Here is a 24658-nt window from a genome sequence, read left to right on the forward strand (position 1 = left end):
GGCTGGCGGATGTCCGTAGTGTCAGGGTGCGTGACTGTCGGCCTTCACCAGGTGGTCAGATCGACCCTGTGGACACAATGAGGGTCGGACAGGTCTGCCGCCCAGCGTTCTCCTTCGTCGAGGAGTGAGGGCAGGGCGGCCAGCAGGGCGGTCAGCGTGCCATCGAGCCGGATGTCGGCCGCGATCACGCCGCGTGCCTTCTCGGAGGCGAGGTAGAGCCGCATGCTGGCCCGCCCGGTGAAGAGGAACCCGCAGAGCGCGGGGCTGGGCGGGATCTCCACGTACGGCCAGGCCAATGCGCGCAGTACCCGTAGCGCTTGATCCGTGCGGGTCGGGGCGGCCGGTTCGAGGTCGGCGGTGTCCACCGTCACCAGGGGCATGCCCATCACGGTGGTGTCCGTGCAGGGAAGGGCGAGGGATGCGAGCGTGCGGGTCCACCCGAGCACCAACGGTGCGGTCACCGGCTCCTCGTCGTCGTCCGTCAACGGCACTTCATAGGCGACCAGCCCATGCCCGTCCACCGCGTCGGCGGCTCCGGTCACGACCCGGATCGAATCGGGCGTGGGCAGCACGCCGCGCAGGAAGGTTCCCTCGACGAGGGGCGCCGCTGTGTAGTCGAGAAGGAAGCGCGTGAGATACGCCTGCTGTTCGACTGTCTCCTTGGCGAGGTTGCTCACTCGTTGATCCAATTCGGACACTTGGCCATGCCTTTGCAGTAGGCCGTGACGACGCCGACCTTCTTACCCGTACCAGCGTCGTACTCGCCGTCGGCAGTACGGCGGGCGTACTGGACAATGACCACGATATTTACCAGCTTGGTACTGTTTCGGGCGACTCCGTAGTACTCGAGCCTCCCTCCGCTCTTCCTGGGGGTCGGGCAGGAGCGCGAGTCGTTCGAGGGCGGCGGCTATCTCGCCGGTCCAGGGTCAGTGCTCGGAGAGGCGGAGGATCCTGCGCCGGCCGGTGGTGACGAGTTGCCCGGCCGTGGAGAACAGGCGAAACCGCAGGCGGCGGAGTTCCGGAGCCTCGCCCGGCCGGTCAGGGCGAGCATGGGCATCCAGGCCAGCAGGTCGAGAGCGATCTGTACGATCTCGAGCCAGACCCTGTTCTGCGCGGTGTGGTGCAGAGGCAGGTTTCGCAGGCCGGTGGCCCGCGCGGCCCGGATGCGGTCCTCGGCCCGTGCCCGGAGCCGGTGACGGAGTTCGAGCTCGGTGATCGGTTGGTCGGGGGTGTTGGTCGCGAAGCAGGTGATCCGCATGCCGTCGGCGTCCGTGATCCTCAACTGGGCGCCCGGGTGGGGTCGTTCCCTGTGGACGATCAGTCGCATGCCCTTGGGCCAGCCGTGAAGGACGTCGCCGGTGAGTTCGGCGACCCAGGCGCCCTCGCGGATCTCACCGTCAGCCTCGACGGCCGGGGACCAGGCCGGGGCCGGAACCTTCAGCACATGCTGGTGGACCTGCTCGGTGACCGTCATGCCGACCGAATACGACAGCCATCGTCCTCGTCTGGCAAGCCAGGACACGAAGTCGTGGGTGCCGCCGGCGGAGTCCGTGCGGATCAGGGTCTGCCGCCCACGCCGATAGCGCTTGGGCAGCTGGGCCAGGGCCAGTTGGGCGATGGTGATGTGGTCGGCTGCGGTGTTCGAGCCCGCGTTTCCGGGGCTGTCCACTTCACAGGGATGACCGGGTGAGGGACGCAAGGGCTTTCGTCGCCAGGAGCGTTCTCGGCACCGGTCGGCGAGAGACCCTCATGGCACGCGGAGGGCACACCGCCGCCCGCCAGCTGGTCTAGACAACAAGAAAGGCCCCGGTCATTGACCTGGGCCTTCTTCGTGGAGCGGGTGACGAGAATCGAACTCGCGCTCTGAGCTTGGGAAGCTCATGTTCTACCATTAAACTACACCCGCAGCGCGCACCGATGATCGGCTGTGCATGCTCGCACACTGTACCCCATGGCAGGGCCCCGGCGAATTCGTCGCGGGTCCTTTCTGTGTTTCGGGGGACTTGTCGGGGTGTGGGGTGGGAGGGGTACGGGTGCGGGGTTGACGGGGGTGCGGTGGGCGGGAGTTGGGGGCGTAGGTTGGAGTGGAGCGCGTGTGGAACCGCCGTCGAACCGCCGCGGAACGGCTGTGGAACAGGGTGCGGAGCGGTGGGTGGTGCGGCGTGTGGAGTGGGTCCTGTTCATCCCCTAATGTGTGGCTTTCTCGTTCGAGGCCGGTTGGTTGGGGAAGGGACTTGATGGAGTCGTTGAAGGCAGTGGAGTCGCCGGCGAAGGCTGAGTCGCCGATCAAGGCTGTGGAGTCGGTGGTGGAGCGCACCGTCGTCCGGTGTGCGGAGGGGCATGTGTTCGCCACCTCGTCGTTTCCGATGCAGCAGCTCGGGCCGGACCGGATCGGGCCCGGGCGGCTGATCCGGTGCCCGCGGTGCGCGCGGCTGAGGAGCTCGGTGCCGGTGGTGCCTGCCAGGCGGTAGCCGGAAGAAGCGGTAGCGGTGGTCGAGAGCGGTGACCGGAAGCGGCAGCAGTAGCCGAGAGCGGTAGCCGAGAGGGGTACTGGAGGGCGGCGGAGGCCGTCTTCGGTGGTGAGGGCAGGCGCGCGGGTGCGGTCCGGTTGGGGCGGGCTCGCGCGTTCTGCGTATCCTCGGATCGTGCTTCTCTCTGACAAAGACCTCCGGAACGAGATCGACAGCGGTCGGGTCCGTATCGACCCGTTCGATCCGTCGATGGTTCAGCCTTCGAGCATCGATGTGCGGCTGGACCGCTACTTCCGGGTGTTCGAGAACCACCGCTACCCCCACATCGACCCCGCCGTCGAGCAGCCCGACCTGACCCGGACGGTCGAGCCGGAGGGGGACGAGCCGTTCATCCTGCACCCCGGTGAGTTCGTGCTCGCGTCGACGTACGAGGTCATCACGCTGCCGGACGACCTGGCCTCGCGGCTGGAGGGGAAGAGCTCGCTCGGGCGGCTCGGGCTGGTGACGCACTCCACCGCCGGGTTCATCGACCCCGGGTTCTCGGGGCACGTGACGCTGGAGCTTTCGAACCTGGCGACGCTGCCGATAAAGCTGTGGCCGGGGATGAAGATCGGGCAGCTGTGCATGTTCCGGCTGACCTCGCCGTCGGAGTTCCCCTACGGTTCGGAGCGGTACGGCTCCCGTTACCAGGGGCAGCGCGGCCCGACGGCCTCGCGTTCGTACCTGAACTTCCACCGGACCCAGGTCTGACAGGCAGCAGCAGGACCCAGCAGTAGTACTCAGGTCTGACACGCACGAAGGACACCGAGGTGACGGGCATGGCAGCTGCCGAGGACCGGGAGAACCTGACCTACGAGGGGTTCGGGCTCGCCGTGCGCGAGCTCGCCCAGGCGGTCGCCGACGACGGGTTCGAGCCCGACGTGGTGCTGAGCATCGCGCGGGGCGGTGTGTTCGTGGCCGGTGGTCTGGCGTACGCGCTGGACTGCAAGAACATCCACCTGGTGAACGTGGAGTTCTACACCGGCGTGGGCACCACCCTGGAGATGCCGGTCATGCTGGCGCCCGTCCCGAACGTCGTGGACTTCACGCGCAAGAAGGTCCTGATCGCCGACGACGTCGCCGACACCGGCAGGACGCTGAAGCTGGTCCGCGACTTCTGCCTGGACCACGTCGCCGAGGTGCGCAGCGCGGTCGTCTACGAGAAGCCGCAGTCGCTCGTGAAGTGCGAGTACGTGTGGAAGAAGACCGACCGGTGGATCAACTTCCCGTGGAGCGTCGAGAAGCCCGTCGTGCGACGCACGGGACAGGTGCTCGACTCCTGAAGAGTCGCCCACGCGTGACGAAGGGCCCGGACCGCTGCTGAGCGGTCCGGGCCCTTCGTCATGCGCGTGACGCGGCTCAGATGGTGCCGAGCTTGAGGATGGAGAGCAGGCCGATCAGCTGGATCGCCGAGGCGCCCAGGGCCTTGGGCCACGGCAGGTCGTGCGACTTGCTCACCATCGAGGTGAAGAGGGCGCCGGCGGCCAGCAGGGTGATCCAGCCGACGATCTGGACGAACGAGTTCTCGCCGCCCAGGAAGAGGGCGAAGAGCAGCCGCGGGGCGTCGGTGATCGACATGATCAGCATGGAGAGGCCCACGGTGGGCTGCCAGGCTCCGTCGCCGCCGAGCTGGCGGGCCAGGGTGTGGGTCACCGCGCCGAGGACCAGGCCACCGATGACGAAGCCGACGCCGGTGAAGAGGACGTACGGCACGGCGGTGGAGATCGTGGCGTTGATGGCCTCTTCGCGGGCTTGGTCGAAGCCGAACAGCGCCAGCAGCCCGTAGACGAAGGTGACGATCAGGGCGGGGCCCCAGACGGGGTAGTCCCGCATCTGCCAGAACGTCGCGCCCGGCCGCATCACGATCCCGGACAGCAGGTCCTTCCAGCCCAGGCGGGGGCCGGCCGGCTGGGCCGGGGCGGTGCCCGCCTGGTAGGTGCCGCCGTCGGTGTACGGGTCGTCGCCGATGCTGAACGCCTGCGTGTGCCCGGGGTTGTTCGCGTACGGGTCCTGGCGCGGGGGTTCCTGGTACGGGTCGCCGAAGTACTCCGGCTCGCCGTGCCCGCTTGGCTGCTGCCCGCGTCCGTCGTTGCCGCGGGGCGCGGAGGTGTAGCCGCCGCTGCCGTCGCCGTACGGGGTCGCGCGCGGCGCGCCGTACTGCGGCGGGGCGGGGTTGCCGCCCGCCTGCGGCCACTGCTGACCGCCGTACGGGGGCTGCGGTGCCTGCCCTCCGTACGACTGCCGCTGCTGCGGGTGTCGCGCTTGCTGCGGTTGTTGCGGGGTGCGGTTGTCCCGGCCGCGTCCGATCCTGAATCCAGCCACGTGATCGAACGTACCTGGTCCGCGGGGCGCCCAGTGAGGGAGCGGGGGGACCGGGACGGCTTTGCGGCTGAGCTGTGACATCCCGTACGGGTTTCCGTACGCCTCCCCGTACGGGTGAATGCGGCCACCGGTACGGGTGAAGTCGGCCATCGGCACGGGTGAAATCGGACGCACGCACGGGTGAGATCGCGGGGTAGTACGCGAGAAGCGGCCGGTCCTGCCCCCGAGGCAGGTCCGACCGCTTCTCGCTGTGCGGGTGGTGCGGGTGGTGCGGTGGCGCGTTTCCCCGGTGCGGGGGTGCTTACGCGGCCGGTTCCGGTTCGGGCTCCGGCCGGGGCTCGGGCTCCGGCTCGACGGGCTTCTTCACGGACTCCAGGAGGAGCTGCGAGACGTCGACGACCTGGATGGACTCCTTGGCCTTGCCGTCGTTCTTCTTGCCGTTGACCGAGTCGGTCAGCATGACGAGGCAGAACGGGCAGGCCGTCGAGACGATGTCCGGGTTGAGGGAGAGGGCCTCGTCGACACGCTCGTTGTTGATGCGCTTGCCGATCCGCTCCTCCATCCACATCCGCGCGCCGCCGGCGCCGCAGCAGAAGCCGCGCTCCTTGTGACGGTGCATCTCCTCGTTCCGCAGGCCCGGAACGCTCTTGATGATCTCGCGCGGCGGTGTGTAGACCTTGTTGTGACGGCCCAGGTAGCAGGGGTCGTGGTAGGTGATCAGACCCTCGACCGGGGTCACCGGGACGAGCTTGCCCTCGTCCACCAGGTGCTGGAGCAGCTGGGTGTGGTGGATGACCTCGTACTCGCCGCCGAGCTGCGGGTACTCGTTGGCGATGGTGTTGAAGCAGTGCGGGCAGGTGGCGACGATCTTCTTCGTCGCCTTCGCCTTCTTGGTCGAGTCGTCGTCATCGTCCTCGCCGAACGCCATGTTCAGCATCGCGACGTTCTCCTGGCCGAGCTGCTGGAAGAGCGGCTCGTTGCCGAGGCGGCGGGCGGAGTCACCGGTGCACTTCTCGTCACCGCCCATGATCGCGAACTTCACGCCCGCGATGTGGAGCAGCTCGGCGAAGGCCTTGGTGGTCTTCTTCGCCCGGTCCTCCAGGGCGCCGGCGCAGCCGACCCAGTAGAGGTAGTCGACTTCGGTGAGGTCCTCGACGTCCTTGCCGACGATCGGGACCTCGAAGTCGACCTCCTTGGTCCACTCGACGCGCTGCTTCTTGGCGAGCCCCCAGGGGTTGCCCTTCTTCTCCAGGTTCTTGAGCATCGTGCCCGCCTCGGACGGGAACGCGGACTCGATCATCACCTGGTAGCGGCGCATGTCGACGATGTGGTCGATGTGCTCGATGTCGACCGGGCACTGCTCGACGCAGGCACCGCAGGTGGTGCAGGACCAGAGGACGTCCGGGTCGATGACGCCGCCCGTGGCGAAGCCACTGTCGGACACAGCCTCGGCGGTGCCGATCAGCGGGCGCTCGGCCTCGGCGAGAGCCGCCGCAGGGACGTCCTTGAGCTGCTCCTCGGTGGCCTTCTCGTTGCCCTCCGCGTCCTTGCCGCCGCCGGCCAGCAGGTACGGCGCCTTGGCGTGCGCGTGGTCGCGCAGGGACATGATGAGGAGCTTCGGGGAGAGCGGCTTGCCGGTGTTCCAGGCGGGGCACTGCGACTGGCAGCGGCCGCACTCGGTGCAGGTGGAGAAGTCGAGGATGCCCTTCCAGGAGAACTGCTCGACCTGGGAGACGCCGAAGACGTCGTCCTCGCCCGGGTCCTCGAAGTCGATCTCCTTGCCGCCGCTGGTCATCGGCTTGAGCTCGCCGAGCGCGACGGCTCCGTCCGCGTTCCGCTTGAACCAGATGTTCGGGAAGGCGAGGAAGCGGTGCCAGGCGACACCCATGTTGGTGTTGAGCCCGACGGTGATCGCCCAGCCCATGGTGACGCCGAGCTTGATCATCGCGGTGAGGTAGACGAGGTTCTGCAGCGTGGAGAGGCTCAGCCCCTTGAACGCGGCGACCAGCGGGTACGAGGCGAAGTACGCGGCCTCGTAGCCGTCCACGTGGTGCAGGGCGCCCTCGAGTCCGCGCAGGGTCATGATCGCGAGGCCGATGACGAGGATGACCGCCTCGACGAAGTACGCCTGGCCCATCTTGGAGCCCGCGAAGCGGGACTTGCGGCCCGGGCGGGACGGCAGGTTCAGCTGGCGGATCGCGATGAGGACGAGGATGCCCACCGTGGTCGCGAGCGCGATGAACTCCGTGTACGCCTCGTACGGCAGCCAGCCGCCGAGGACCGGGAGCACCCAGTCGGCCTTGAACAGCTGTCCGTAGGCCGTGAGGATGGTCAGGCCCAGGGTCAGGAAGCCGACGGCGACGAACCAGTGCGCGACGCCGACGATGCCCCACCGGTTCATCCGGGTGTGGCCGACGAACTCCTTGGCCAGGGTGATCGTGCGGTTCTTGGGGTTGTCGGTGCGGCTGCCCGCGGGGACCGGCTGTCCGAGGCGGACGAACCGGTAGATCTGCGCGACGGCTCGGGAAATGAGCGCAACGCCGACCACGGTCAGCACCAGCGACACGATGATCGCGGCGAGTTGCATGTAGGGGCTCCTCGGGCCTGCGAGGGTGGGATTTTTGACACTACTAAGCAGTAACTTAATCAGTCTGTGCTGACCCTATCCACTTATTCCAGTGGGCTGTAGCCGGGCAGGCGGTGATCTGTGTCGCTCAGGCCACCCTTGGCCCGTCGGGTCATTCCGCGGAGGGTCGCGCGCACAGGAGTGTGCACGGATTCCGCCAGGATTGCCAGATCGAGCCCGATTCGCTGGATTTCGGTACGACTCCGGGCCAGGGTCTGGGCGTAGTGCAGGTCGAGCAGCGCCGTCTCGTCCCAGGGCATCCGGGACCGGGCGCGCACCTGTGCGAGCCCGGTCAGCCCGGGGCGCAGCTCCAGCCGCCAGCGGCGCGGCCCGCCGTCCAGGAGGCGGGGGTCGTCCGGCGCGAGCGGCGCCGGGCCGACGAGCGACAGTTCTCCGCGTACGACGTGCACCAGGCGGGAGACCGCGTCGAGCCTCAGCCGCCGGGTGCGCAGCGAACGCAGGACGAACGGGCGCCCGCCGAGTCCGGCGCGGATGCGCCCGTCGACCACCTTGCGCGGGCCGTGCCGTACGGCGAGGGCGAGGGCGGCGGCCAGCAGCACGGGGGCCGCCAGGAGCAGCAGGACCGACCCGAGGGTCACGTCCAGGAACCGTTTGGCCCCGCCGGCGGGGGGCAGGGGCAGGTCCGGTGGCCGCTGTACCCCGTCGTCCGGCGGGGTGGTCGCGGGCCTTGGCCGCCACGGTGCGGGCCGCCTCGGCGGCCGGACCGGATGGAGCGACTGCCACCATGTGCCGCCGCTCTGTCTGTAGCGCCGCTGCCTCGCGTTCCGCATCGCGCCCGCCCGGGGTTCGGAGTTCGGTGGGGAGCCGGGCCGGTGCGTTTTGACCGGCTCACGGCATTTTGTGACAGAACAATCCCACGGTGCGATGGTGGGACGGGGGGAGTGGCGCGCGCCGCGTTCTGCGTGTCTCGCCGAGGCGCGCGGCCGGGGTGGAGAGCGGCCGGTCGTGCGACGGGCGGGGCGCGTGGGGGTGTTCGCCCGGGGCGCGGGAGGAGTGCGTACCCATGCTGAGCTGCGCGTTCGCCGTGTGGCGCCGGATGCCCGCACCTAAGTTGAGTCGACATGACTCAGGTCTGTTGACTCTTTGGCGGGTGTCATGCATCCTTGAGTCAGATCCGCTCAAGTAGTCCTTCAGGAGGAATCGAAATGGCACGTGCGGTCGGCATCGACCTGGGCACGACTAACTCCGTCGTCAGCGTTCTCGAAGGCGGCGAGCCCACCGTCATCACCAACGCCGAAGGCGCCAGGACCACGCCGTCCGTCGTCGCCTTCGCGAAGAACGGCGAGGTGCTCGTCGGCGAGGTGGCCAAGCGTCAGGCCGTCACCAACGTCGACAGGACCATCCGCTCCGTCAAGCGCCACATGGGCACTGACTGGAAGATCGACCTCGACGGCAAGTCCTTCAACCCGCAGCAGATGAGCGCCTTCATCCTGCAGAAGCTGAAGCGCGACGCCGAGGCGTACCTGGGCGAGAAGGTGACCGACGCGGTCATCACCGTCCCGGCGTACTTCAACGACTCCGAGCGTCAGGCGACGAAGGAGGCCGGTGAGATCGCGGGCCTCAACGTCCTGCGCATCGTCAACGAGCCGACCGCCGCCGCGCTGGCGTACGGCCTGGACAAGGACGACCAGACGATCCTCGTCTTCGACCTCGGTGGCGGCACCTTCGACGTGTCGCTCCTGGAGATCGGTGACGGCGTCGTCGAGGTGAAGGCCACCAACGGTGACAACCACCTCGGTGGTGACGACTGGGACCAGCGCGTCGTCGACCACCTGGTGAAGCAGTTCGCCAACGGCCACGGCGTGGACCTGTCCAAGGACAAGATGGCTCTCCAGCGTCTCCGCGAGGCCGCGGAGAAGGCGAAGATCGAGCTCTCGTCCTCGACCGAGACCACGATCAACCTGCCCTACATCACGGCGTCCGCCGAGGGCCCGCTGCACCTGGACGAGAAGCTCACGCGCTCGCAGTTCCAGCAGCTGACCGCGGACCTGCTGGACCGGTGCAAGAGCCCGTTCCACAACGTCATCAAGGACGCGGGCATCGCGCTCTCCGAGATCGACCACGTCGTTCTCGTCGGTGGCTCGACCCGTATGCCGGCCGTCGCCGAGCTCGTCAAGGAGCTGACCGGCGGCCAGGACGCCAACAAGGGCGTGAACCCGGACGAGGTCGTCGCCATCGGCGCCTCGCTCCAGGCCGGTGTCCTGAAGGGTGAGGTCAAGGACGTCCTGCTCCTCGACGTCACCCCGCTGTCCCTCGGTATCGAGACCAAGGGCGGCATCATGACCAAGCTCATCGAGCGGAACACGACGATCCCGACCAAGCGGTCCGAGATCTTCACCACCGCCGAGGACAACCAGCCCTCCGTGCAGATCCAGGTCTACCAGGGCGAGCGCGAGATCGCGGCGTACAACAAGAAGCTCGGGATGTTCGAGCTGACGGGCCTGCCGCCGGCCCCGCGCGGCGTGCCGCAGATCGAGGTCACCTTCGACATCGACGCCAACGGCATCATGCACGTCGGAGCCAAGGACCTCGGCACCGGCAAGGAGCAGAAGATGACCGTCACCGGTGGCTCCTCGCTGCCGAAGGACGAGGTCAACCGGATGCGCGAAGAGGCCGAGCAGTACGCCGACGAGGACCACCGTCGCCGTGAGGCCGCCGAGTCGCGCAACCAGGGCGAGCAGCTCGTCTACCAGACGGAGAAGTTCCTCAAGGACAACGAGGACAAGGTCCCCGGCGACGTCAAGACGGAGGTGGAGACCGCGATCGGCGAGCTGAAGGAGAAGCTCAAGGGCGAGGACACCGCCGAGATCCGTACGGCCACCGAGAAGGTCGCCGCCGTCTCCCAGAAGCTGGGCCAGGCGATGTACGCCAACGCCCAGGCCGACGGTGCGGCCGCCGGTGAGCCCGGTGCCGAGCAGGCCCGTCCGGCCGACGACGACGTCGTCGACGCCGAGATCGTGGACGACGAGAAGGACAGCAAGGGCGGTGCGGTGTGACGGAGGAGACCCCGGGCTTCGAGGAGAAGCCCGACGTCCCCTCCGGCGCCACCGACGACGACGCCGAGCCGAAGGCCGCCTCCGAGGAGGCGGCCCCGGCCGGGGACGCTGACCAGACCGCAGGCCTGACCGCGCAGCTGGACCAGGTACGCACGGCGCTCGCCGAGCGCACCGCGGACCTCCAGCGGCTGCAGGCCGAGTACCAGAACTACCGTCGCCGCGTCGAGCGGGACCGGGTCACGGTGAAGGAGATCGCCTCGGCGAACCTCCTGACCGAGCTCCTCCCCGTCCTCGACGACGTCGGCCGGGCCCGCGAGCACGGTGAGCTCGTCGGCGGCTTCAAGTCGGTGGCCGACTCCCTGGAGTCGATCGTCACCAAGCTGGGTCTCCAGCAGTTCGGCGAGGAGGGCGAGCCCTTCGACCCGACGATCCACGAAGCCCTGATGCACAGCTACGCGCCGGACGTCACGGAGACGACCTGCGTGGCGATCCTGCAGCCTGGGTACCGCTTCGGGGAGCGCACGATCCGCCCCGCGCGGGTGGCCGTCGCGGAGCCGCAGCCGGGCGCCACGCCCGCCGCGGCGAAGGAAGAGAAGGCAGACGACGAGGAGAGCGGTGGACCTACGGAGGTCTGACATCACGTCGGACCACCCGGTCGCACACCGACCGGCCGGGCGGCCGGCCCCAGGGCCGGCCGCCGGGGCCTCGTCCAGGAACCGGCGCGGACCGGGGAGCGACAGCGCTCCCCGTGAGCCGGACCAGTCGTACGCGAGAGGCCCACGGCCGATCGTCCGGAAGGAGGGACGTCGATGAGCACGAAGGACTTCGTCGAGAAGGACTACTACAAGGTCCTCGGCGTCCCGAAGGACGCCACCGACGCCGAGATCAAGAAGGCGTACCGGAAGCTCGCCCGCGAGTTCCACCCGGACGCCAACAAGAGTGACGCCAAGGCCGAGGAGCGCTTCAAGGAGATCTCCGAGGCGAACGACGTCCTCGGGGACGCCAAGCGGCGCAAGGAGTACGACGAGGCGCGCGCCCTCTTCGGCAACGGCGGGTTCCGGCCCGGTCCCGGTGCCGGGGGCGGTTTCCCCGGCGGCTTCGACCTGGGCGACCTCTTCGGGGGTGCCCAGGGCGGTGCGGGCCAGGGTGGCGGCGGATTCGGCGGCGGGGGCGGCCTCGGCGACGTGTTCGGCGGGCTGTTCAACCGCGGTGGCGGCGCCGGTACCCGGGTGCAGCCGCGCCGGGGCCAGGACATCGAGACCGAGGTGACGCTCAGCTTCACCGAGGCCGTCGACGGGGCCACGGTCCCGCTGCGGATGTCCAGCCAGGCGCCCTGCAAGGCGTGCTCCGGCACCGGTGACAAGAACGGCACCCCGCGGGTCTGCCCGACCTGCGTCGGTACGGGGCAGGTCTCGCGCGGCAGCGGTGGCGGGTTCTCGCTCACCGACCCGTGCGTGGACTGCAAGGGCCGCGGCCTGATCGCCGAGAACCCCTGCGAGGTCTGCAAGGGCAGCGGACGCGCCAAGTCCGCCCGCACCATGCAGGTCCGCATCCCGGCGGGCGTCTCCGACGGGCAGCGCATCAGGCTGCGCGGCAAGGGCGGCCAAGGCGAGCGCGGCGGTCCGGCCGGCGACCTCTACGTCGCCGTCCACGTCGACGCGCACCCGGTCTTCGGCCGCAAGGGCGACAATCTCACGGTCACCGTGCCCGTCACCTTCCCGGAGGCGGCGCTCGGCGGCGAGGTGAAGGTGCCCACCCTCGGTGGCCCTCCGGTCACCCTCAAGATCCCCGCCGGTACCCCGAACGGACGTACGATGCGCGCCCGTGGCAAGGGCGCCGTGCGCAAGGACGGCACCCGGGGCGACCTGCTCGTCACCGTGGAGGTCGCGGTCCCCACCGAGCTGGGTGACGAAGCCAGAGAAGCGCTGGAGGCCTACCGCAAGGCGACCGCGGTCCAGGACCCGCGGGCCGACCTGTTCCAGGCCGCGAAGGGAGCTTGAGGTGGACGGCCGCCGGCGTAACCCGTACGAACTGACCGACGAGACCCCGGTGTACGTGATCTCGATCGCGGCCCAGCTCTCGGGCCTGCATCCGCAGACGCTCCGTCAGTACGACCGCCTCGGCCTGGTCTCCCCGGACCGCACGGCCGGACGCGGACGGCGTTACTCGGCCCGTGACATCGAACTGCTGCGCAACGTCCAGCAGTTGTCCCAGGACGAGGGCATCAACCTGGCCGGCATCAAGCGCATCATCGAGCTGGAGAACCAGGTCGCCGCGCTCCAGCATCGCGTCGCCGAGCTGTCCGCCGCGGTGGACGGGGCGGCGGTCGCCATGCGGCAGGCCGAGGCCCAGGTGCACGCCTCGTACCGGCGCGACCTCGTGCCGTACCAGGACGTGCAGCAGACCAGTGCGCTGGTCGTCTGGCGGCCCAAGCGGCCGAAGGACTGACGCCGGACGGGCGCGTGCCACCCGTCCCTTGCGTGGGGCCCGCGTTCCGGCGATCGCCGGGGGCGGGCCCTTCCCGGTGCGCGGGGTGTGGCGCGCGGCGCGGCGCCGGTGCTGGTGCCGGCGGTCAGGCGTCTTCGTTGAGGATGCCCGACTGAGCTATCAGGAAGCCGAGTTGGGCGCGGCTGCTGCTGCCGAGGGTGGCGGCGAGCTTGGCGATGTGCGCGCGGCAGGTGCGTACGTTCATCCCCAGCCGGCGCGCGATCGAGTCGTCCACGTGCCCCTCGACGAGGAGGTGGGCGATGGAGCGCTGGACGGCGCTGATGCCGTCCGGCGTGGGCTCGTACCGCACCTCCTCCAGCAGGGGGGTGGCGCGGGTCCAGAACTTCTCGAAGACCGACGCGAGATAGGCGACCAGCCCCGGGTGGCGGAGTTCCAGGGCGACTTGGCGGTCGTCCTGGGCCGGGATGAAGGCGACGGTGCGGTCGAAGACGATGAGACGCTCGATGAGCTCCTCGGACGTCCGGATCTCCACGTTCACGTCGGCGATGCGTTCGGCGTAGGCCAGGGTGCTGGGGCTGTAGCGGACCGTGTGCTGGTACAGCGTCCGCATCCGGATGCCGCGGTCCACGACGGAGAGGCCGCGCTCCAGTGCCTTGCCCAGACGGTCCTCGTTCCGTCCGCCGCCGGGCTGGATGGTGAGGACCTCGGTGCGGCACTCCGCGGTGGCGATGTCCAGGGCACCGTTGATACGGTTCACGCCCTCCAGCACGGTGATGGCGTGGGTGGCCGGCGGCCCCTGGGCGCTGATCTCCATGAAGGGCTGGAAGGACTGGGCGAGTCGGACCGAGTGCCGTCTGCGCTCCTGTATCTCCCGCTCCAGGGGGTTCACGTGCTGTGCGAGAGCGGTGGACGGCGGTACGGGCCGCAGCCAGTCCGGGTCGTCGGGGTCGGCGTGCAGCAGGGCGAACTCCATCAGGCACGGCGCGGGTTCGACCTCGTCGCGCGCGATGCGTCCGGAGCGCAGTGCGCCCGAATAGAGGCGCTTTCCGTCCTCGCACAGGTCGGTGATCCCGTGAGGATGTGTCGTTTTTGTGTCCCTTGTGATCATTTCTCCACCCCCCAGGTTCCTGAACATGCAAGAACATGATGCATCGACTCTGTGGTGTTCACAGGGTCGCGTGAGACATCGTCTTAGGAGCGGGGGAGATGAATCCACAAGTGAGGACGAAGCCGATTATGGATAAGCGAATGCTTCGCTCGGTGCTTGCCGCCTCGTTCGTCGCGGCCTTGGGTTTTGGGCTGGTGGGCGCGGGCGACATCGGCTGGGACGGTGAGGCGGCTGCTGTCCCGGGGGACATTGGCTGGGACGACCAGGCTCGGGCGACACCCGGTGACATCGGCTGGGACTCGCTGAACAAGCTGCAGGGTGACATCGGCTGGGACTCGCTGGCCAAGGCGCCGGGCGACATCGGCTGGGACTCGTTGAACACGGTTCAGGGCGACATCGGCTGGGATTCGCTCGCCGCGGTCCAGGCGGACATCGGCTGGCCCGTGCCGGGCAAGGGCCAGGGCGACATCGGCTGGGACTCGTTGAACACGGTCCAGGGCGACATCGGCTGGGACTCGCTCGCCGCGGTCCAGGCGGACATCGGCTGGGACTCCCTGAACACCGTCCGGAATGACATCGGTTGGGACTCGCTTCCGGCCTCCGCAGACGCATGACCACCCCGCCGGACGACCGGATCTTCCGGCGCGAGATGGCCTCGGCCTATCGCTCGGGGTGGCACTTCGTCGATCTGCTCACCGCTCTGCCGGGCCCGGGCGACTCGTTGATGGTCACCCTGCTCGGAGAACCTGTAGTCGTCGTGATGGAGGAGGGCGAAGAAATTCGCGCCTACCGCTGTCTGCGCAGGCCACGTGGCGCCCCACAGCCCGTCCGTTGTGCGGTCAGGTACGGCATGATCTTCGTCAATCTGGACCAGCGCGACCATGAACTTTTCGACCCCGAGACCATTTCCGCCACCCCCCGAAGCGCCTGAGCGATTCCCCCGAAGTACAGCATCGCTCAAGCGCTGTCCCCCACACAACGGCGCCACCGTGACCTGACACGGTGGCGCCGTTGTGCTTGTACCAGGACATTCCGCCGGGCCGCCTCGCGCGCGCCCGGCAGCGCAGGTCAGGCCCGGTCAGCCCCGGTCAGGCCCGGCCCAGCGCCCGGTCCAGGGCGATCTCGATGACGACGCGGGTCGGGTTGACCCTCGGCTCGCGCCCGTACCGCTCGGTGTGGCGGCGTTCGGCGTCCTCGACGGCCTCCCGCTCGGTACGGATCGTCGCGCGGCCCTCCAGCGTCGCCCAGCGCGCGCGGTGCATCTGGCAGACCGCGACCCGCGCCCCCTCGGGGCCCGCCGCCCGGATGTGGGCGACCTTGCGGCTGCCGCCGTCGGTGATGATGCGGGCCAGCCCCGCTTCGGGGTCGTACGTCACGCAGACGGGCACTACGTGCGGGGTACCGTCCGGGCGCAGGGTGGTCAGGGTGCAGAGGTGGTACTCGCGCCAGAAGGCGAGGTACTCGGGGCTGGGGTCGCGCACGTCGAGGGCCATGGCCGAAGCGTATGAGCCGCCCCGTGAAGTGCTTCCCGCGCCCTCGCCGGGTCCGGACGGCTCGAATCCCAGCCTTGAGTGGAATAGACTCAACTTTGCGCACGTTGGTCGAAGCAAGGGCCAAGGTGGAGAGCCTGGGCAGGACGCGATCGTCGAGGAGGAGACAGCGCACGTGGACGCCGAGCTGACGAACAAGAGCAGGGACGCCCTCACCGCGGCCACCAGCAGGGCCGTGAAGGACGGACACCCCGATCTCACCCCCGCACACCTGCTGCTCGCGCTGCTCGCGGGCGAGGACAACGAGAACATCATCGATCTGCTGGCCGCCGTGGAGGCCGACCAGGCCACCGTGCGCACGGAGACCGAGCGGCTGCTCGGCGCGCTGCCCAGCGTCACCGGTTCCACCGTGGCACCGCCGCAGCCCAACCGCGAGCTGCTCGCCGTCGTCGAGGACGCCGCGCGCCGCGCCAAGGACCTCGGCGACGAGTACGTCTCCACCGAGCACCTGCTGATCGCGGTCGCCGAGAAGGGCGGCCGGACCGGTGAGATCCTCGGGGCTCAGGGGGCCGGTGCGAAGAAGCTGCTGGCCGCGTTCGAGAAGAGCAGGGGAGGGCGACGGGTGACCACACCCGACCCGGAGGGTCAGTACAAGGCCCTGGAGAAGTTCGGCACGGACTTCACGGCCGCGGCCCGTGAGGGCAAGCTCGACCCGGTCATCGGCCGGGACCAGGAGATCCGCCGCGTCGTACAGGTGCTGTCGCGCCGTACGAAGAACAACCCGGTCCTCATCGGTGAACCCGGCGTCGGCAAGACCGCCGTCGTCGAAGGGCTCGCCCAGCGCATCGTCAAGGGCGACGTGCCCGAGTCGCTGCGCGACAAGCGGCTGGTCTCCCTCGACCTGGGGGCGATGGTCGCGGGCGCGAAGTACCGGGGCGAGTTCGAGGAGCGGCTGAAGACCGTCCTCTCCGAGATCAAGGAGAGCGACGGCCGGATCATCACCTTCATCGACGAGCTGCACACCGTCGTCGGCGCCGGAGCCGGCGGCGACTCCGCCATGGACGCGGGCAACATGCTCAAGCCCATGCTGGCCCGCGGCGAGCTGCGCATGGTCGGCGCGACCACGCTCGACGAGTACCGCGAGCGGATCGAGAAGGACCCCGCCCTGGAACGCCGCTTCCAGCAGGTGCTGGTCGCCGAGCCCAGCGTCGAGGACACCATCGCGATCCTGCGCGGGCTCAAGGGGCGCTACGAGGCGCACCACAAGGTCTCCATCGCGGACGCCGCGCTGGTGGCCGCCGCGACCCTGTCCGACCGCTACATCACCTCCCGTTTCCTCCCGGACAAGGCGATCGACCTCGTGGACGAGGCCGCCTCCCGGCTGCGCATGGAGATCGACTCCTCGCCCGTCGAGATCGACGAGCTGCAACGCGCCGTGGACCGGCTCCACATGGAGGAGCTGGCGCTGAAGAGCGAGACCGACCCCGCCTCCCGGCAGCGGCTGGAGAAGCTCCGCCGCGACCTCGCCGACAAGGAGGAGGAGCTGCGCGGCCTCACCGCCCGCTGGGAGAAGGAGAAGCAGGGCCTCAACCGGGTCGGTGAGCTGAAGGAACGCCTCGACGACCTGCGCGGCCAGGCCGAACGCGCCCAGCGCGACGGCGACTTCGACACTGCCTCCAAGCTCCTCTACGGCGAGATCCCCGGCCTGGAGCGCGAGCTGGAGGAAGCCACCGAGGCCGAGCAGGTGGCGGCCGAGACACCCAAGGAGACCCTGGTCAAGGACGAGGTCGGCTCCGACGACATCGCCGACGTGGTCGGCGCCTGGACGGGCATCCCGGCCGGCCGGCTGCTGGAGGGCGAGACGCAGAAGCTGCTGCGGATGGAGGAGGAGCTCGGCAGGCGCCTGATCGGCCAGAGCGAGGCCGTCCGCGCGGTGTCGGACGCCGTACGCCGCACCCGGGCCGGGATCGCGGACCCGGACCGGCCCACCGGCTCGTTCCTCTTCCTCGGGCCCACCGGCGTCGGCAAGACGGAGCTCGCGAAGGCCCTGGCGGACTTCCTCTTCGACGACGAACGGGCCATGGTCCGCGTCGACATGAGCGAGTACAGCGAGAAGCACAGCGTCGCCCGGCTCGTCGGCGCCCCGCCCGGCTACGTCGGTTACGAGGAGGGCGGCCAGCTCACGGAGGCGGTCCGCCGCCGCCCGTACAGCGTCGTGCTGCTGGACGAGGTGGAGAAGGCGCACCCGGAGGTCTTCGACATCCTGCTCCAGGTGCTCGACGACGGCCGGCTCACCGACGGCCAGGGCCGGACGGTGGACTTCCGCAACACCATCCTGATCCTGACCTCCAACCTCGGCAGCCAGTTCCTGGTCGACCCGCTGCTCAAGCCCGAGGCGAAGAAGGACCGGGTACTGGAGGTCGTACGGGCCTCGTTCAAGCCGGAGTTCCTGAACCGGCTGGACGACCTGGTCGTTTTCTCCGCGCTCACCGGCGACGAACTCGCCCACATCGCGGGGCTCCAGATCGGCCGCCTCGCCAAGCGGCTCGCCGACCGCCGGCTCACCCTCGACGTCACCCCGGCCGCGCTGGCCTGGCTCGCCGAGAAGGGCAACGACCCGGCCTACGGCGCCCGGCCGCTGCGCCGCCTCATCCAGACGGCCATCGGCGACCAGCTCGCCAGGGAGATCCTCGCGGGCGAGATCGCGGACGGCGACACCGTACGGGTGGACGTCTTCGGGGACGGCGCCGAGAACGGTGGGGCCGGCGAGGGCGGGCTCATCGTGGGCGCGGTGCGCTGAGGCCCGGGGACCGGGACCGACGGGGCCGAGGGGTACGAGGACGGCGGCGCGCCGCCCTCGTACCCGGCCGGCCGCCCCGATCCTGTCCGCCGGGAGCGGATCGGGCCCGCTGGGGGTTGCCATTCCCCGCCTGCGATGGGAGAGGATGGCGTACAACCGCACGAAGGGAAATAACGGTGAGCATCGATCCGTCCTCGATTCCTAATTTCGGGGGCCAGCCCGAACCGCAGGCGGCAGGACCGGAGGGCCCCGTCGTCCCTGACCAGGACCTCGTCAAGCAGCTCCTGGAGCAGATGGAGCTCAAGTTCGTCGTCGACGACGAGGGCGACCTCGCGGCGCCGTGGGAAGAGTTCCGCACGTACTTCATGTTCCGCGGCGAGGCGGACCAGCAGGTCTTCTCGGTGCGGACGTTCTACGACCGCCCGCACGCCCTCGACCAGCGCGCCGTCCTGCTGGACGCCATCGACGACTGGAACCGCCGCACCCTGTGGCCCAAGGTCTACACGCACTCCCACGAGGGCGAGGAGGGCGAGGCCGGTTCGGTCCGCCTGATCGGTGAGGCGCAGATGCTCATCGGCACCGGCGTCAGCCTGGAGCACTTCGTCTCCTCCACGGTGAGCTGGGTCCGCGCCTCCATCGAGTTCGACAAGTGGCTCGTCGAGCGCCTCGGCCTCGCGCCGGCCGAGGACAAGGCCGAGGGGGCCGAGTCCGCGGACGAGACGCCCGAGGGCTGACCCACCGCGCTCCGCGGGCCGCACCCGCACGACGCACCCGCACGACGCCCGGCCGGGGCGGCGGTCACCACGACCGCCGCCCCGGCCGTCGGTGTTTTCGGGGGTGGGGCCGCCACCCTCACGCCGCGAGCCGTTTGAGACGCTCCACGGCCTGCTGGAGCACTTGATCCCGCTTGCAGAAGGCGAACCGGACCTGGGTGCGGCCGGCCTCCTGGTCGTCGTAGAAGACGGAGTTGGGGACGGCGACGACGCCGGCGCGTTCGGGGAGGGCGCGGCAGAAGGCGATGCCGTCCTTCGCGCCGAGGGGGGCCACGTCGGTGGTGATGAAGTAGGTGCCCTGGGGCCGGTAGACCTCGAAGCCGGCGGCGGTGAGGCCGGCCGCGAGGAGGTCGCGCTTGGCGCCCAGGTCCTCGCGGAAGGCGGTGAAGAACGTGTCGGGGAGGGCCAGTGCCTCGGCGACGGCGTACTGGAGTGGGCCGCCGCTCACGAAGGTGAGGTACTGCTTCGCGGTGCGGACGGCGGTCACCAGGGCGGCGGAGCCGGTGACCCAGCCGATCTTCCAGCCGGTGAACGAGAACGTCTTGCCGGCCGAGGAGATGGAGACCGTCCGGTCGCGCATCCCGGGCAGGGAGATGAGGGGCACGTGGTCCCCGTCGAAGGCGAGGTGCTCGTAGACCTCGTCGGTGACGACCAGGAGGTCGTGTTCGACGGCGAGTGCGGCGATGGCGGTCAGCTCCTCGCGGGTGAGGACCGTGCCGGTCGGGTTGTGCGGGCTGTTCAGGAGGAGCAGCCGGGTGCGCGGGGTGATGGCGTCCCGGAGCGCGTCGAGGTCGGGGCGGAAGTCCGGGGCGCGCAGGGTGAGGGGGACCCGGACGCCGCCGGCCATGGCGATGCACGCCGCGTACGAGTCGTAGAAGGGCTCGAAGGCGATGACCTCGTCGCCCGGCTCCAGGAGGGCCAGCATGCTCGCGGCGATGGCCTCGGTGGCGCCCGCGGTGACCAGGACCTCGGTGCCGGGGTCGAAGGTGAGGCCGTAGAAGCGGCGCTGGTGGTCGGCGACGGCGGTACGCAGCTCGGGGATGCCCGGGCCCGGCGGGTACTGGTTGCCCCTGCCGTCGCGCAGGGCGCGGACCGCGGCCTCGCGGACCTCCTCGGGGCCGTCGGTGTCGGGGAAGCCCTGCCCCAGGTTGATGGCTCCGGTCGTGAGCGCCAGGGCCGACATCTCCGCGAAGATCGTCGTCCCGTGCCCGTCCAGCCTGCGGTTCAGCAGCGGCCTGCGGCTCATCTCTCCACCGTCCTCGATCCGGGCCGGCGTCTCCGGGACCCGTGGTCATCCTGTCGGCAAGCTCTGGAGTTGCTCAAGTCCGCTTTGGCGCGAACGCGGGCGGGGCATCCCGGGGACATCCGGATTGGTTTTCGGAGGCGGCGGGGGCCGTCACGGGGGACGGAAGGATGTGAGGGCGTGACGTACGTCCTGTTGGGGCTGATCGCGCTTGCGGTGGCGGGGGTCGTGGTGACGGCCGTGAGGTGGTCGGCGAGGAACCGGCCGGCGTCCCGCAGATCCGCGTCCCGGAGCGGACCGCGTGGGTACACGGTGAGCACGAAGAAGGCGCGCCGTTCGTCGGGGCGCGGGCGGTCGTCCGGGGACAGCTGGTGGGCGGGTGACGGCGGCTCGTCCGGGGGCGGTGGTTCCAGCCACTCCGGCGGGCACTCCGGCGGGCACTCGTGCGGGGGAGGCCACTCGTGCGGCGGAGGATCCTCGTGCGGCGGAGGGTCCTCGTGCGGCGGGGGAGGCGGCTGCGGCGGCGGCAGCTGACGCGGTCCGGCGCGCGCGGTGGGCGCTGACGGAGAAGACGTGCGGGGCCCGGCCGTGGGCGATCAACTCCGGCCGGGCCCCGTCGTGTTGTGGATCTTCGACGCGTCCGGAGGTACACGGGGGCTCTCTGGTTGAACAGTTGAACTGTATTGCCCCCCAGGGGATGGAAACCACGCCAAGTTGGTCAAAAACGCGGTGAGTGCGGCGTAGTTCGTGATTCCCTCGTTTGACAGAACATTTCAGCCCACGGACCCCAGTTGGGCCGGATCTGGCGCCTCCCACCTCCCCACGTCTCTCCTCCGGTGGCGCCCCCTGCTCATGTGTCCCTGCGTTTGCGGAGCCGACCCATGCTCACGTCCCTCCAGACGGCCTATTCCGACACCCGCGCTGCCGACCTGGCGTGGGCGCTCGGCAAGGAGCCGCTGCCCGCCCTCGCCGTGCTGGATCTCCAGCTCGGCGGCGCCACCATGCAGTTGAGGCTGCTCGGCGCCTCTCACCAGGTCCTGTTGGAGGAGGGCGGCGGTACCTGTTCGGAGACCGTGGCCTGCCTCCCGGGCACGCGCACCCCGCTGCCCCTGGGGGTGGCCGAACAGCTCGGCGACCGGGAGTACGAGTTCGCCGCGCGCGTGGAGACCCTCAACGAGGGGCAGTTCGCCGCGCGGGCCCAGGAGTTGCTCGCCCTGGTGGCCGAGCACCCGCACGGGCTGGCGGGCACCTTTCCGGGCAGCCCCTACGCCTTCACCGCGATGCTGGCGCAGCGCTCGGAGGGGCAGGTGCGGTGGCGTACGTGGCACGCGTACCCGCAGGAAGGGCAGTTGGTCGCCACGCGGACCCGGGTCGGGGTGCGGATTCCGGCGCCGCCGAGCGGTGTGGTGATGCCCAGGACGGGTGTGGCGGCGGGTGTGGGCTCGGGGAGCGTCCCGGCGTTCGTGGAGCGGTCAACTCCCGTGATGGCCAAGGCCTTTCCGGTCGTCTCCGCTGGTGCGGGGGTGCCCGCCGTTTCCGCCGGGGCCGGTGCGCCCGCCCTGGTGCTCTGAAGTGACCGAAAAGCGTGCGGCGCGCGAGGTGTTGGCGTGCGCCGGTGGGCGGTTGGTGCACGCCGGGCGCTCGCTGCAGAGCCTCATGTGCACCCTTGCGGGTGACAAGGCGCGCAGGAATCGTGACGTAGCGTTCCGGGCATGATCGACCAGCAGGTGCCCCTTCTCGGGGGTGCGGCGCCCCTTCCCGTACACCCGCGGACCGGCCGCTTCCTCGTGCTGGCCTCCGTGTTCGTCTGCGCCGCCTGCGGCCTGGTGTACGAGCTCGAACTGGTCGCCATGGCTTCGTACCTGATCGGCGACTCCGTGACGCAGGCCTCGGTGGTGCTCTCCGTGATGGTCTTCGCGATGGGCATCGGCTCACTGCTCGCGAAACGTTTACGCTGCCACGCCGCCGTCGGCTTCGCCCTGATCGAGGTGGCGCTCGCACTGGTCGGCGGGTTCTCCGCCCTCGTGCTCTACGCCTCCTTCGCCTGGCTCGGGGAGTCGCGCGTCGCGCTGGTCGGGTTCTCGGTGGCGATCGGCGTCCTGATCGGGGCGGAGATCCCGCTGCTGATGACGCTGATCCAGCGGGTCGACCGGCAGGACGCGGGCGGGACCGTCGCGGACCTCTTCGCGGCGGACTACGTGGGCGCCCTGGTCGGCGGGCTGGCCTTCCCCTTCCTGCTGCTGCCGACGCTGGGGCAGCTGACCGGTGCGCTGTTCACCGGGGCGGTCAACGCGGCGGCGGGCGGGGCCCTGATCCTCTGGCTCTTCCGGCGGGACCTCACCGCCCGGTCCCGCTGGCTCCTCGTCCTCGCCGGGATCTGCGCGATGGCGCTGCTGGCCACCGCCGCCGTGCTGGTGGACGACTTCGAGCGGGCCGCGCGCCAGGCGGTGTACGGGGGCGAGGTGCGGGTCGCGGTGCAGACGGGGGTGCAGGAGATCGTCCTCACCGGCTCCGGGCGCGACACCCTGGACCTCTACCTCGACGGCCGGCTGCGGGTCAGCGCCCGCGACGAGTCCCGCTACCACGAGTCCCTCGTGCACCCCGCGATGCGGGGGCCGCACGCCCGGGTGCTGGTGCTCGGCGGCGGCGACGGGTTGGCCGCCCGCGAGGTGCTGCGCTACTCCGACGTGACCCGGGTGACGGTGGTCGAGCTGGACCCGGGGGTCACCCGGCTGGCCCGTACCGACCCGGCGCTCTCCGCGCTCAACGGCCACGCCTACGCCGACCCGCGGCTGACGGCCGTCAACGCGGACGCGTTCACCTGGCTGCGGACCGCGCACGACCGCTACGACGTGGTCATATCCGATCTGCCCGACCCGGGGATCACGGCGAGCACCAAGCTCTACTCCGCCGAGTTCTACGGTCTGGTCAGGCGGGCGGTGGCCCCGGGCGGCCGGTTCGTGGTGCACGCGGGGCCGCCGGGGAAGCGCCCGCGCACCTACTGGACGGTCGACGCCACCGTGCGCGCGGCGGGCATGGCCACCCGGCCGTACCGGGTCCTCGGGCGGCGTACGGGGTTCGGCGCGAGTCCGGACCGGGTCGCGGGTGACACGGGTGCCGAGGAGGACTGGGGCTTCGTGCTGGCGGCCCCGGGCGGAGCGCCGCCGGTGCTCGGGCTCGGCGCGGGAACCCCCGCCCTGCGGTCCCTCGGCGCCCAGGGGCTGGCGGCGGCGGGCCGGGCCGCGGAGGCGATGCGGCTGCCGGGGCAGCCGCCGTCCACGCTGCTGCATCCGCGCTACGCCTCGGAGACCTGACGCGAGGGGCGGAGAGTTGAGTAGGCTCGGATTCATGGAGCATGAGGTGTTCGTTCCGGTTCCGGTCGCGTCCCTGCGGAGCGCGCTCGGCGATCCCGTCCGGGTGGCGCGCTGCGTCCCGTCCCTCCAGCAGGACGCGGCCGCGTCCGAGGCGCTCGCCGGCCGGCTGAGGTTCCGGGTGGACGGCCACACGATCACCTACCGGGGCGCCCTGGAGCTCACCGCGACCGACGAGGAGACCGTCTCCGTCACCGGGGAGGGCACCGCCGCCCGGGGCGCCGGCACGGTGAAGCTGGCCCTGACGATCGCCCTCGAAGACACCGCGGGCGAGGGCGCGTCCGGCACGACGATCCGCTACTCCGGCACGGCCACCGGTGACGGGCGGCTCGCCGAGATCGACGCCGAGGCCGTCCGCGTCGCCGCCCGCCGGCTGCTCGACCGCTTCACCCAGCAGCTCGTCACGGAGAGCCTGGCCGCCCACGAGACGCACGGGGTGAACGGGGCGCCGGGGACCCACGAGGCGGGGACTCACGGGGCGCACGAAGCCCCCGCCGATACGCCTCCCGCCGATACGCCTCCCGCGGATACGCCTCCCGGCGCCGTTCCGTACGGGGACGCCGACAGCAGCACCGGCATCGAGGCGCGGGCGGACGCGGAGACGCGTCCCGACGGGGGCGACACGGACTCCCCGGCCGGTGCGGGCACCGGGTCCCTCTTCGACGCCCCGGTGCCACCCCCCTCGCTCGACGCGGGCGCCGACATCGAGTTCGCCGTCCCGGACGAGCCGCCCGCCGAGGCCGCGCACGCCCGGCGCACCATGATCGGGCGGAGCGCCGAGGAGGTGGACCACGCGCCGCCGCGCGGCCGGTACGCACCCGTGCCCTCGCCGGAGACCACCACCGCCTCCTCCACCCTGCGCTGGGTGGCCCCGGCGGCGGCCCTCGCACTCGCCTCCGCCGTGGTCGTGGGGCGGGCGCTGCGGCGCCGTAGGTGAGCGCGCCAGTAGG

Annotated in this window: 19 protein-coding genes, 1 tRNA gene and 2 pseudogenes; 13 read left to right on the forward strand and 9 right to left on the reverse strand. The window is 70.4% G+C overall.

Annotated features, from left to right (window positions below; all coding sequences use genetic code 11):
- Window positions 1-44: 44 nt before the first annotated feature.
- From OG599_RS17955 to OG599_RS17965, 3 genes and pseudogenes are all read right to left on the reverse strand, one after another.
- A complete protein-coding gene (locus OG599_RS17955; protein WP_327176984.1) occupies window positions 45-698 on the reverse strand; it encodes a hypothetical protein in 654 nt (217 codons plus the stop codon).
- A 231-nt stretch (window positions 699-929) separates the two neighbouring features.
- Window positions 930-1660, reverse strand: a pseudogene (locus OG599_RS17960) (IS1380 family transposase); the annotation flags it as partial.
- A gap of 172 nt (window positions 1661-1832) precedes the next feature.
- Window positions 1833-1906 (reverse strand) — tRNA-Gly (locus OG599_RS17965).
- A 739-nt stretch (window positions 1907-2645) separates the two neighbouring features.
- Here OG599_RS17965 and dcd point away from each other — a divergent pair.
- Window positions 2646-3221 (forward strand): dCTP deaminase, encoded by a 576-nt coding sequence (dcd, locus tag OG599_RS17970; protein WP_266706996.1) that lies wholly within the window; start codon window positions 2646-2648, stop codon window positions 3219-3221.
- 68 nt (window positions 3222-3289) lie between these two features.
- Entirely contained in the window at window positions 3290-3793 is a 504-nt protein-coding gene (locus tag OG599_RS17975) for a phosphoribosyltransferase (protein WP_327176985.1), read from the forward strand.
- Window positions 3794-3869: 76 nt separating this feature from the next.
- Here OG599_RS17975 and OG599_RS17980 read toward each other — a convergent pair whose 3' ends face one another.
- The 3 genes from OG599_RS17980 to OG599_RS17990 form a co-directional block, all read right to left on the reverse strand.
- The gene (locus tag OG599_RS17980) at window positions 3870-4832 is read right to left on the reverse strand and encodes a Yip1 family protein (RefSeq protein WP_327176986.1); all 963 of its coding nucleotides are present in this window, start codon (window positions 4830-4832) and stop codon (window positions 3870-3872) included.
- Window positions 4833-5133: 301 nt separating this feature from the next.
- The gene (locus tag OG599_RS17985; protein WP_327176987.1) at window positions 5134-7419 is read right to left on the reverse strand and encodes a (Fe-S)-binding protein; all 2286 of its coding nucleotides are present in this window, start codon (window positions 7417-7419) and stop codon (window positions 5134-5136) included.
- Between the two features lie 83 nt (window positions 7420-7502).
- A complete protein-coding gene (locus tag OG599_RS17990; RefSeq protein ID WP_442809447.1) occupies window positions 7503-8057 on the reverse strand; it encodes a sugar transferase in 555 nt (184 codons plus the stop codon).
- Between the two features lie 567 nt (window positions 8058-8624).
- On the opposite strand from OG599_RS17990, the gene dnaK reads away from it, so the two are divergent.
- The 4 genes from dnaK to OG599_RS18010 all read left to right on the forward strand — a co-directional run bounded on the left by dnaK (window position 8625) and on the right by OG599_RS18010 (window position 12923).
- Window positions 8625-10475 (forward strand): molecular chaperone DnaK, encoded by a 1851-nt coding sequence (dnaK, locus tag OG599_RS17995; protein ID WP_327176988.1) that lies wholly within the window; start codon window positions 8625-8627, stop codon window positions 10473-10475.
- A complete protein-coding gene (grpE, locus tag OG599_RS18000; protein WP_327176989.1) occupies window positions 10472-11110 on the forward strand; it encodes a nucleotide exchange factor GrpE in 639 nt (212 codons plus the stop codon). Before dnaK ends, grpE begins: the two co-directional genes overlap by 4 nt.
- A 174-nt stretch (window positions 11111-11284) precedes the next feature.
- Window positions 11285-12475, forward strand: a complete 1191-nt coding sequence (dnaJ, locus tag OG599_RS18005) for a molecular chaperone DnaJ (protein ID WP_327176990.1) — start codon at window positions 11285-11287, stop codon at window positions 12473-12475.
- Between the two features lies 1 nt (window position 12476).
- Window positions 12477-12923, forward strand: coding sequence for a heat shock protein transcriptional repressor HspR (locus OG599_RS18010; RefSeq protein WP_327176991.1), 447 nt, complete (start codon window positions 12477-12479; stop codon window positions 12921-12923).
- 124 nt (window positions 12924-13047) lie between these two features.
- On the opposite strand, the gene OG599_RS18015 is transcribed toward OG599_RS18010, so the two are convergent.
- The gene (locus OG599_RS18015) at window positions 13048-14031 is read right to left on the reverse strand and encodes a helix-turn-helix transcriptional regulator (protein ID WP_327176992.1); all 984 of its coding nucleotides are present in this window, start codon (window positions 14029-14031) and stop codon (window positions 13048-13050) included.
- A 140-nt stretch (window positions 14032-14171) separates the two neighbouring features.
- Between OG599_RS18015 and OG599_RS18020 the strand changes: the two genes are divergently transcribed.
- Together OG599_RS18020 and OG599_RS18025 are read left to right on the forward strand one after the other, a co-directional pair.
- Complete coding sequence (locus OG599_RS18020; protein WP_327176993.1) at window positions 14172-14645, forward strand: hypothetical protein; 474 nt, start codon at window positions 14172-14174, stop codon at window positions 14643-14645.
- The gene (locus tag OG599_RS18025) at window positions 14642-14962 is read left to right on the forward strand and encodes a (2Fe-2S)-binding protein (protein ID WP_275492963.1); all 321 of its coding nucleotides are present in this window, start codon (window positions 14642-14644) and stop codon (window positions 14960-14962) included. Before OG599_RS18020 ends, OG599_RS18025 begins: the two co-directional genes overlap by 4 nt.
- Before the next feature lie 157 nt (window positions 14963-15119).
- Here the strand turns inward: OG599_RS18025 and OG599_RS18030 are convergent, their stop codons facing one another.
- Window positions 15120-15524 (reverse strand): pyridoxamine 5'-phosphate oxidase family protein, encoded by a 405-nt coding sequence (locus tag OG599_RS18030; protein ID WP_327176994.1) that lies wholly within the window; start codon window positions 15522-15524, stop codon window positions 15120-15122.
- Between the two features lie 172 nt (window positions 15525-15696).
- Between OG599_RS18030 and clpB the strand changes: the two genes are divergently transcribed.
- Together clpB and OG599_RS18040 are read left to right on the forward strand one after the other, a co-directional pair.
- Window positions 15697-18321: an ATP-dependent chaperone ClpB gene (gene clpB / locus OG599_RS18035; protein WP_327176995.1), complete on the forward strand. Its 2625-nt coding sequence runs from the start codon at window positions 15697-15699 to the stop codon at window positions 18319-18321.
- Between the two features lie 176 nt (window positions 18322-18497).
- Window positions 18498-19055 carry a YbjN domain-containing protein gene (locus OG599_RS18040; RefSeq protein ID WP_327176996.1) on the forward strand — a complete coding sequence of 186 codons (558 nt, stop codon included), beginning with the start codon at window positions 18498-18500 and terminating at the stop codon, window positions 19053-19055.
- A gap of 118 nt (window positions 19056-19173) precedes the next feature.
- Here OG599_RS18040 and OG599_RS18045 read toward each other — a convergent pair whose 3' ends face one another.
- Window positions 19174-20340, reverse strand: coding sequence for a pyridoxal phosphate-dependent aminotransferase (locus tag OG599_RS18045; RefSeq protein ID WP_327176997.1), 1167 nt, complete (start codon window positions 20338-20340; stop codon window positions 19174-19176).
- Window positions 20341-21218: 878 nt separating this feature from the next.
- Here OG599_RS18045 and OG599_RS18050 point away from each other — a divergent pair.
- The 3 genes and pseudogenes from OG599_RS18050 to OG599_RS18060 form a co-directional block, all read left to right on the forward strand.
- Window positions 21219-21731: pseudogene (locus tag OG599_RS18050) on the forward strand (DUF2617 family protein); the annotation flags it as partial.
- 318 nt (window positions 21732-22049) lie between these two features.
- The gene (locus OG599_RS18055; protein WP_327176998.1) at window positions 22050-23651 is read left to right on the forward strand and encodes a polyamine aminopropyltransferase; all 1602 of its coding nucleotides are present in this window, start codon (window positions 22050-22052) and stop codon (window positions 23649-23651) included.
- A gap of 34 nt (window positions 23652-23685) precedes the next feature.
- Window positions 23686-24645 (forward strand): CoxG family protein, encoded by a 960-nt coding sequence (locus OG599_RS18060; RefSeq protein ID WP_327176999.1) that lies wholly within the window; start codon window positions 23686-23688, stop codon window positions 24643-24645.
- Window positions 24646-24658 lie beyond the last annotated feature (13 nt).

The sequence above is a fragment of the Streptomyces sp. NBC_01335 genome, from assembly GCF_035953295.1.
Taxonomy (GTDB): Bacteria; Actinomycetota; Actinomycetes; order Streptomycetales; family Streptomycetaceae; genus Streptomyces.

Excerpts from the sequence above, each read along its gene's own strand:
- OG599_RS18025 (WP_275492963.1), top strand. The coding sequence starts at position 14,642 with ATGACCACCCCGCCGGACGACCGGATCTTCCGGCGCGAGATGGCCTCG.
- OG599_RS18015 (WP_327176992.1), bottom strand. The coding sequence starts at position 14,031 with ATGATCACAAGGGACACAAAAACGACACATCCTCACGGGATCACCGAC.
- OG599_RS18030 (WP_327176994.1), bottom strand. The coding sequence starts at position 15,524 with ATGGCCCTCGACGTGCGCGACCCCAGCCCCGAGTACCTCGCCTTCTGG.
- dnaJ (WP_327176990.1), top strand. The coding sequence starts at position 11,285 with ATGAGCACGAAGGACTTCGTCGAGAAGGACTACTACAAGGTCCTCGGC.
- OG599_RS18055 (WP_327176998.1), top strand. The coding sequence starts at position 22,050 with ATGATCGACCAGCAGGTGCCCCTTCTCGGGGGTGCGGCGCCCCTTCCC.
- OG599_RS18045 (WP_327176997.1), bottom strand. The coding sequence starts at position 20,340 with ATGAGCCGCAGGCCGCTGCTGAACCGCAGGCTGGACGGGCACGGGACG.
- OG599_RS17975 (WP_327176985.1), top strand. The coding sequence starts at position 3,290 with ATGGCAGCTGCCGAGGACCGGGAGAACCTGACCTACGAGGGGTTCGGG.
- OG599_RS18060 (WP_327176999.1), top strand. The coding sequence starts at position 23,686 with ATGGAGCATGAGGTGTTCGTTCCGGTTCCGGTCGCGTCCCTGCGGAGC.
- dnaK (WP_327176988.1), top strand. The coding sequence starts at position 8,625 with ATGGCACGTGCGGTCGGCATCGACCTGGGCACGACTAACTCCGTCGTC.
- OG599_RS18020 (WP_327176993.1), top strand. The coding sequence starts at position 14,172 with ATGCTTCGCTCGGTGCTTGCCGCCTCGTTCGTCGCGGCCTTGGGTTTT.
- OG599_RS17985 (WP_327176987.1), bottom strand. The coding sequence starts at position 7,419 with ATGCAACTCGCCGCGATCATCGTGTCGCTGGTGCTGACCGTGGTCGGC.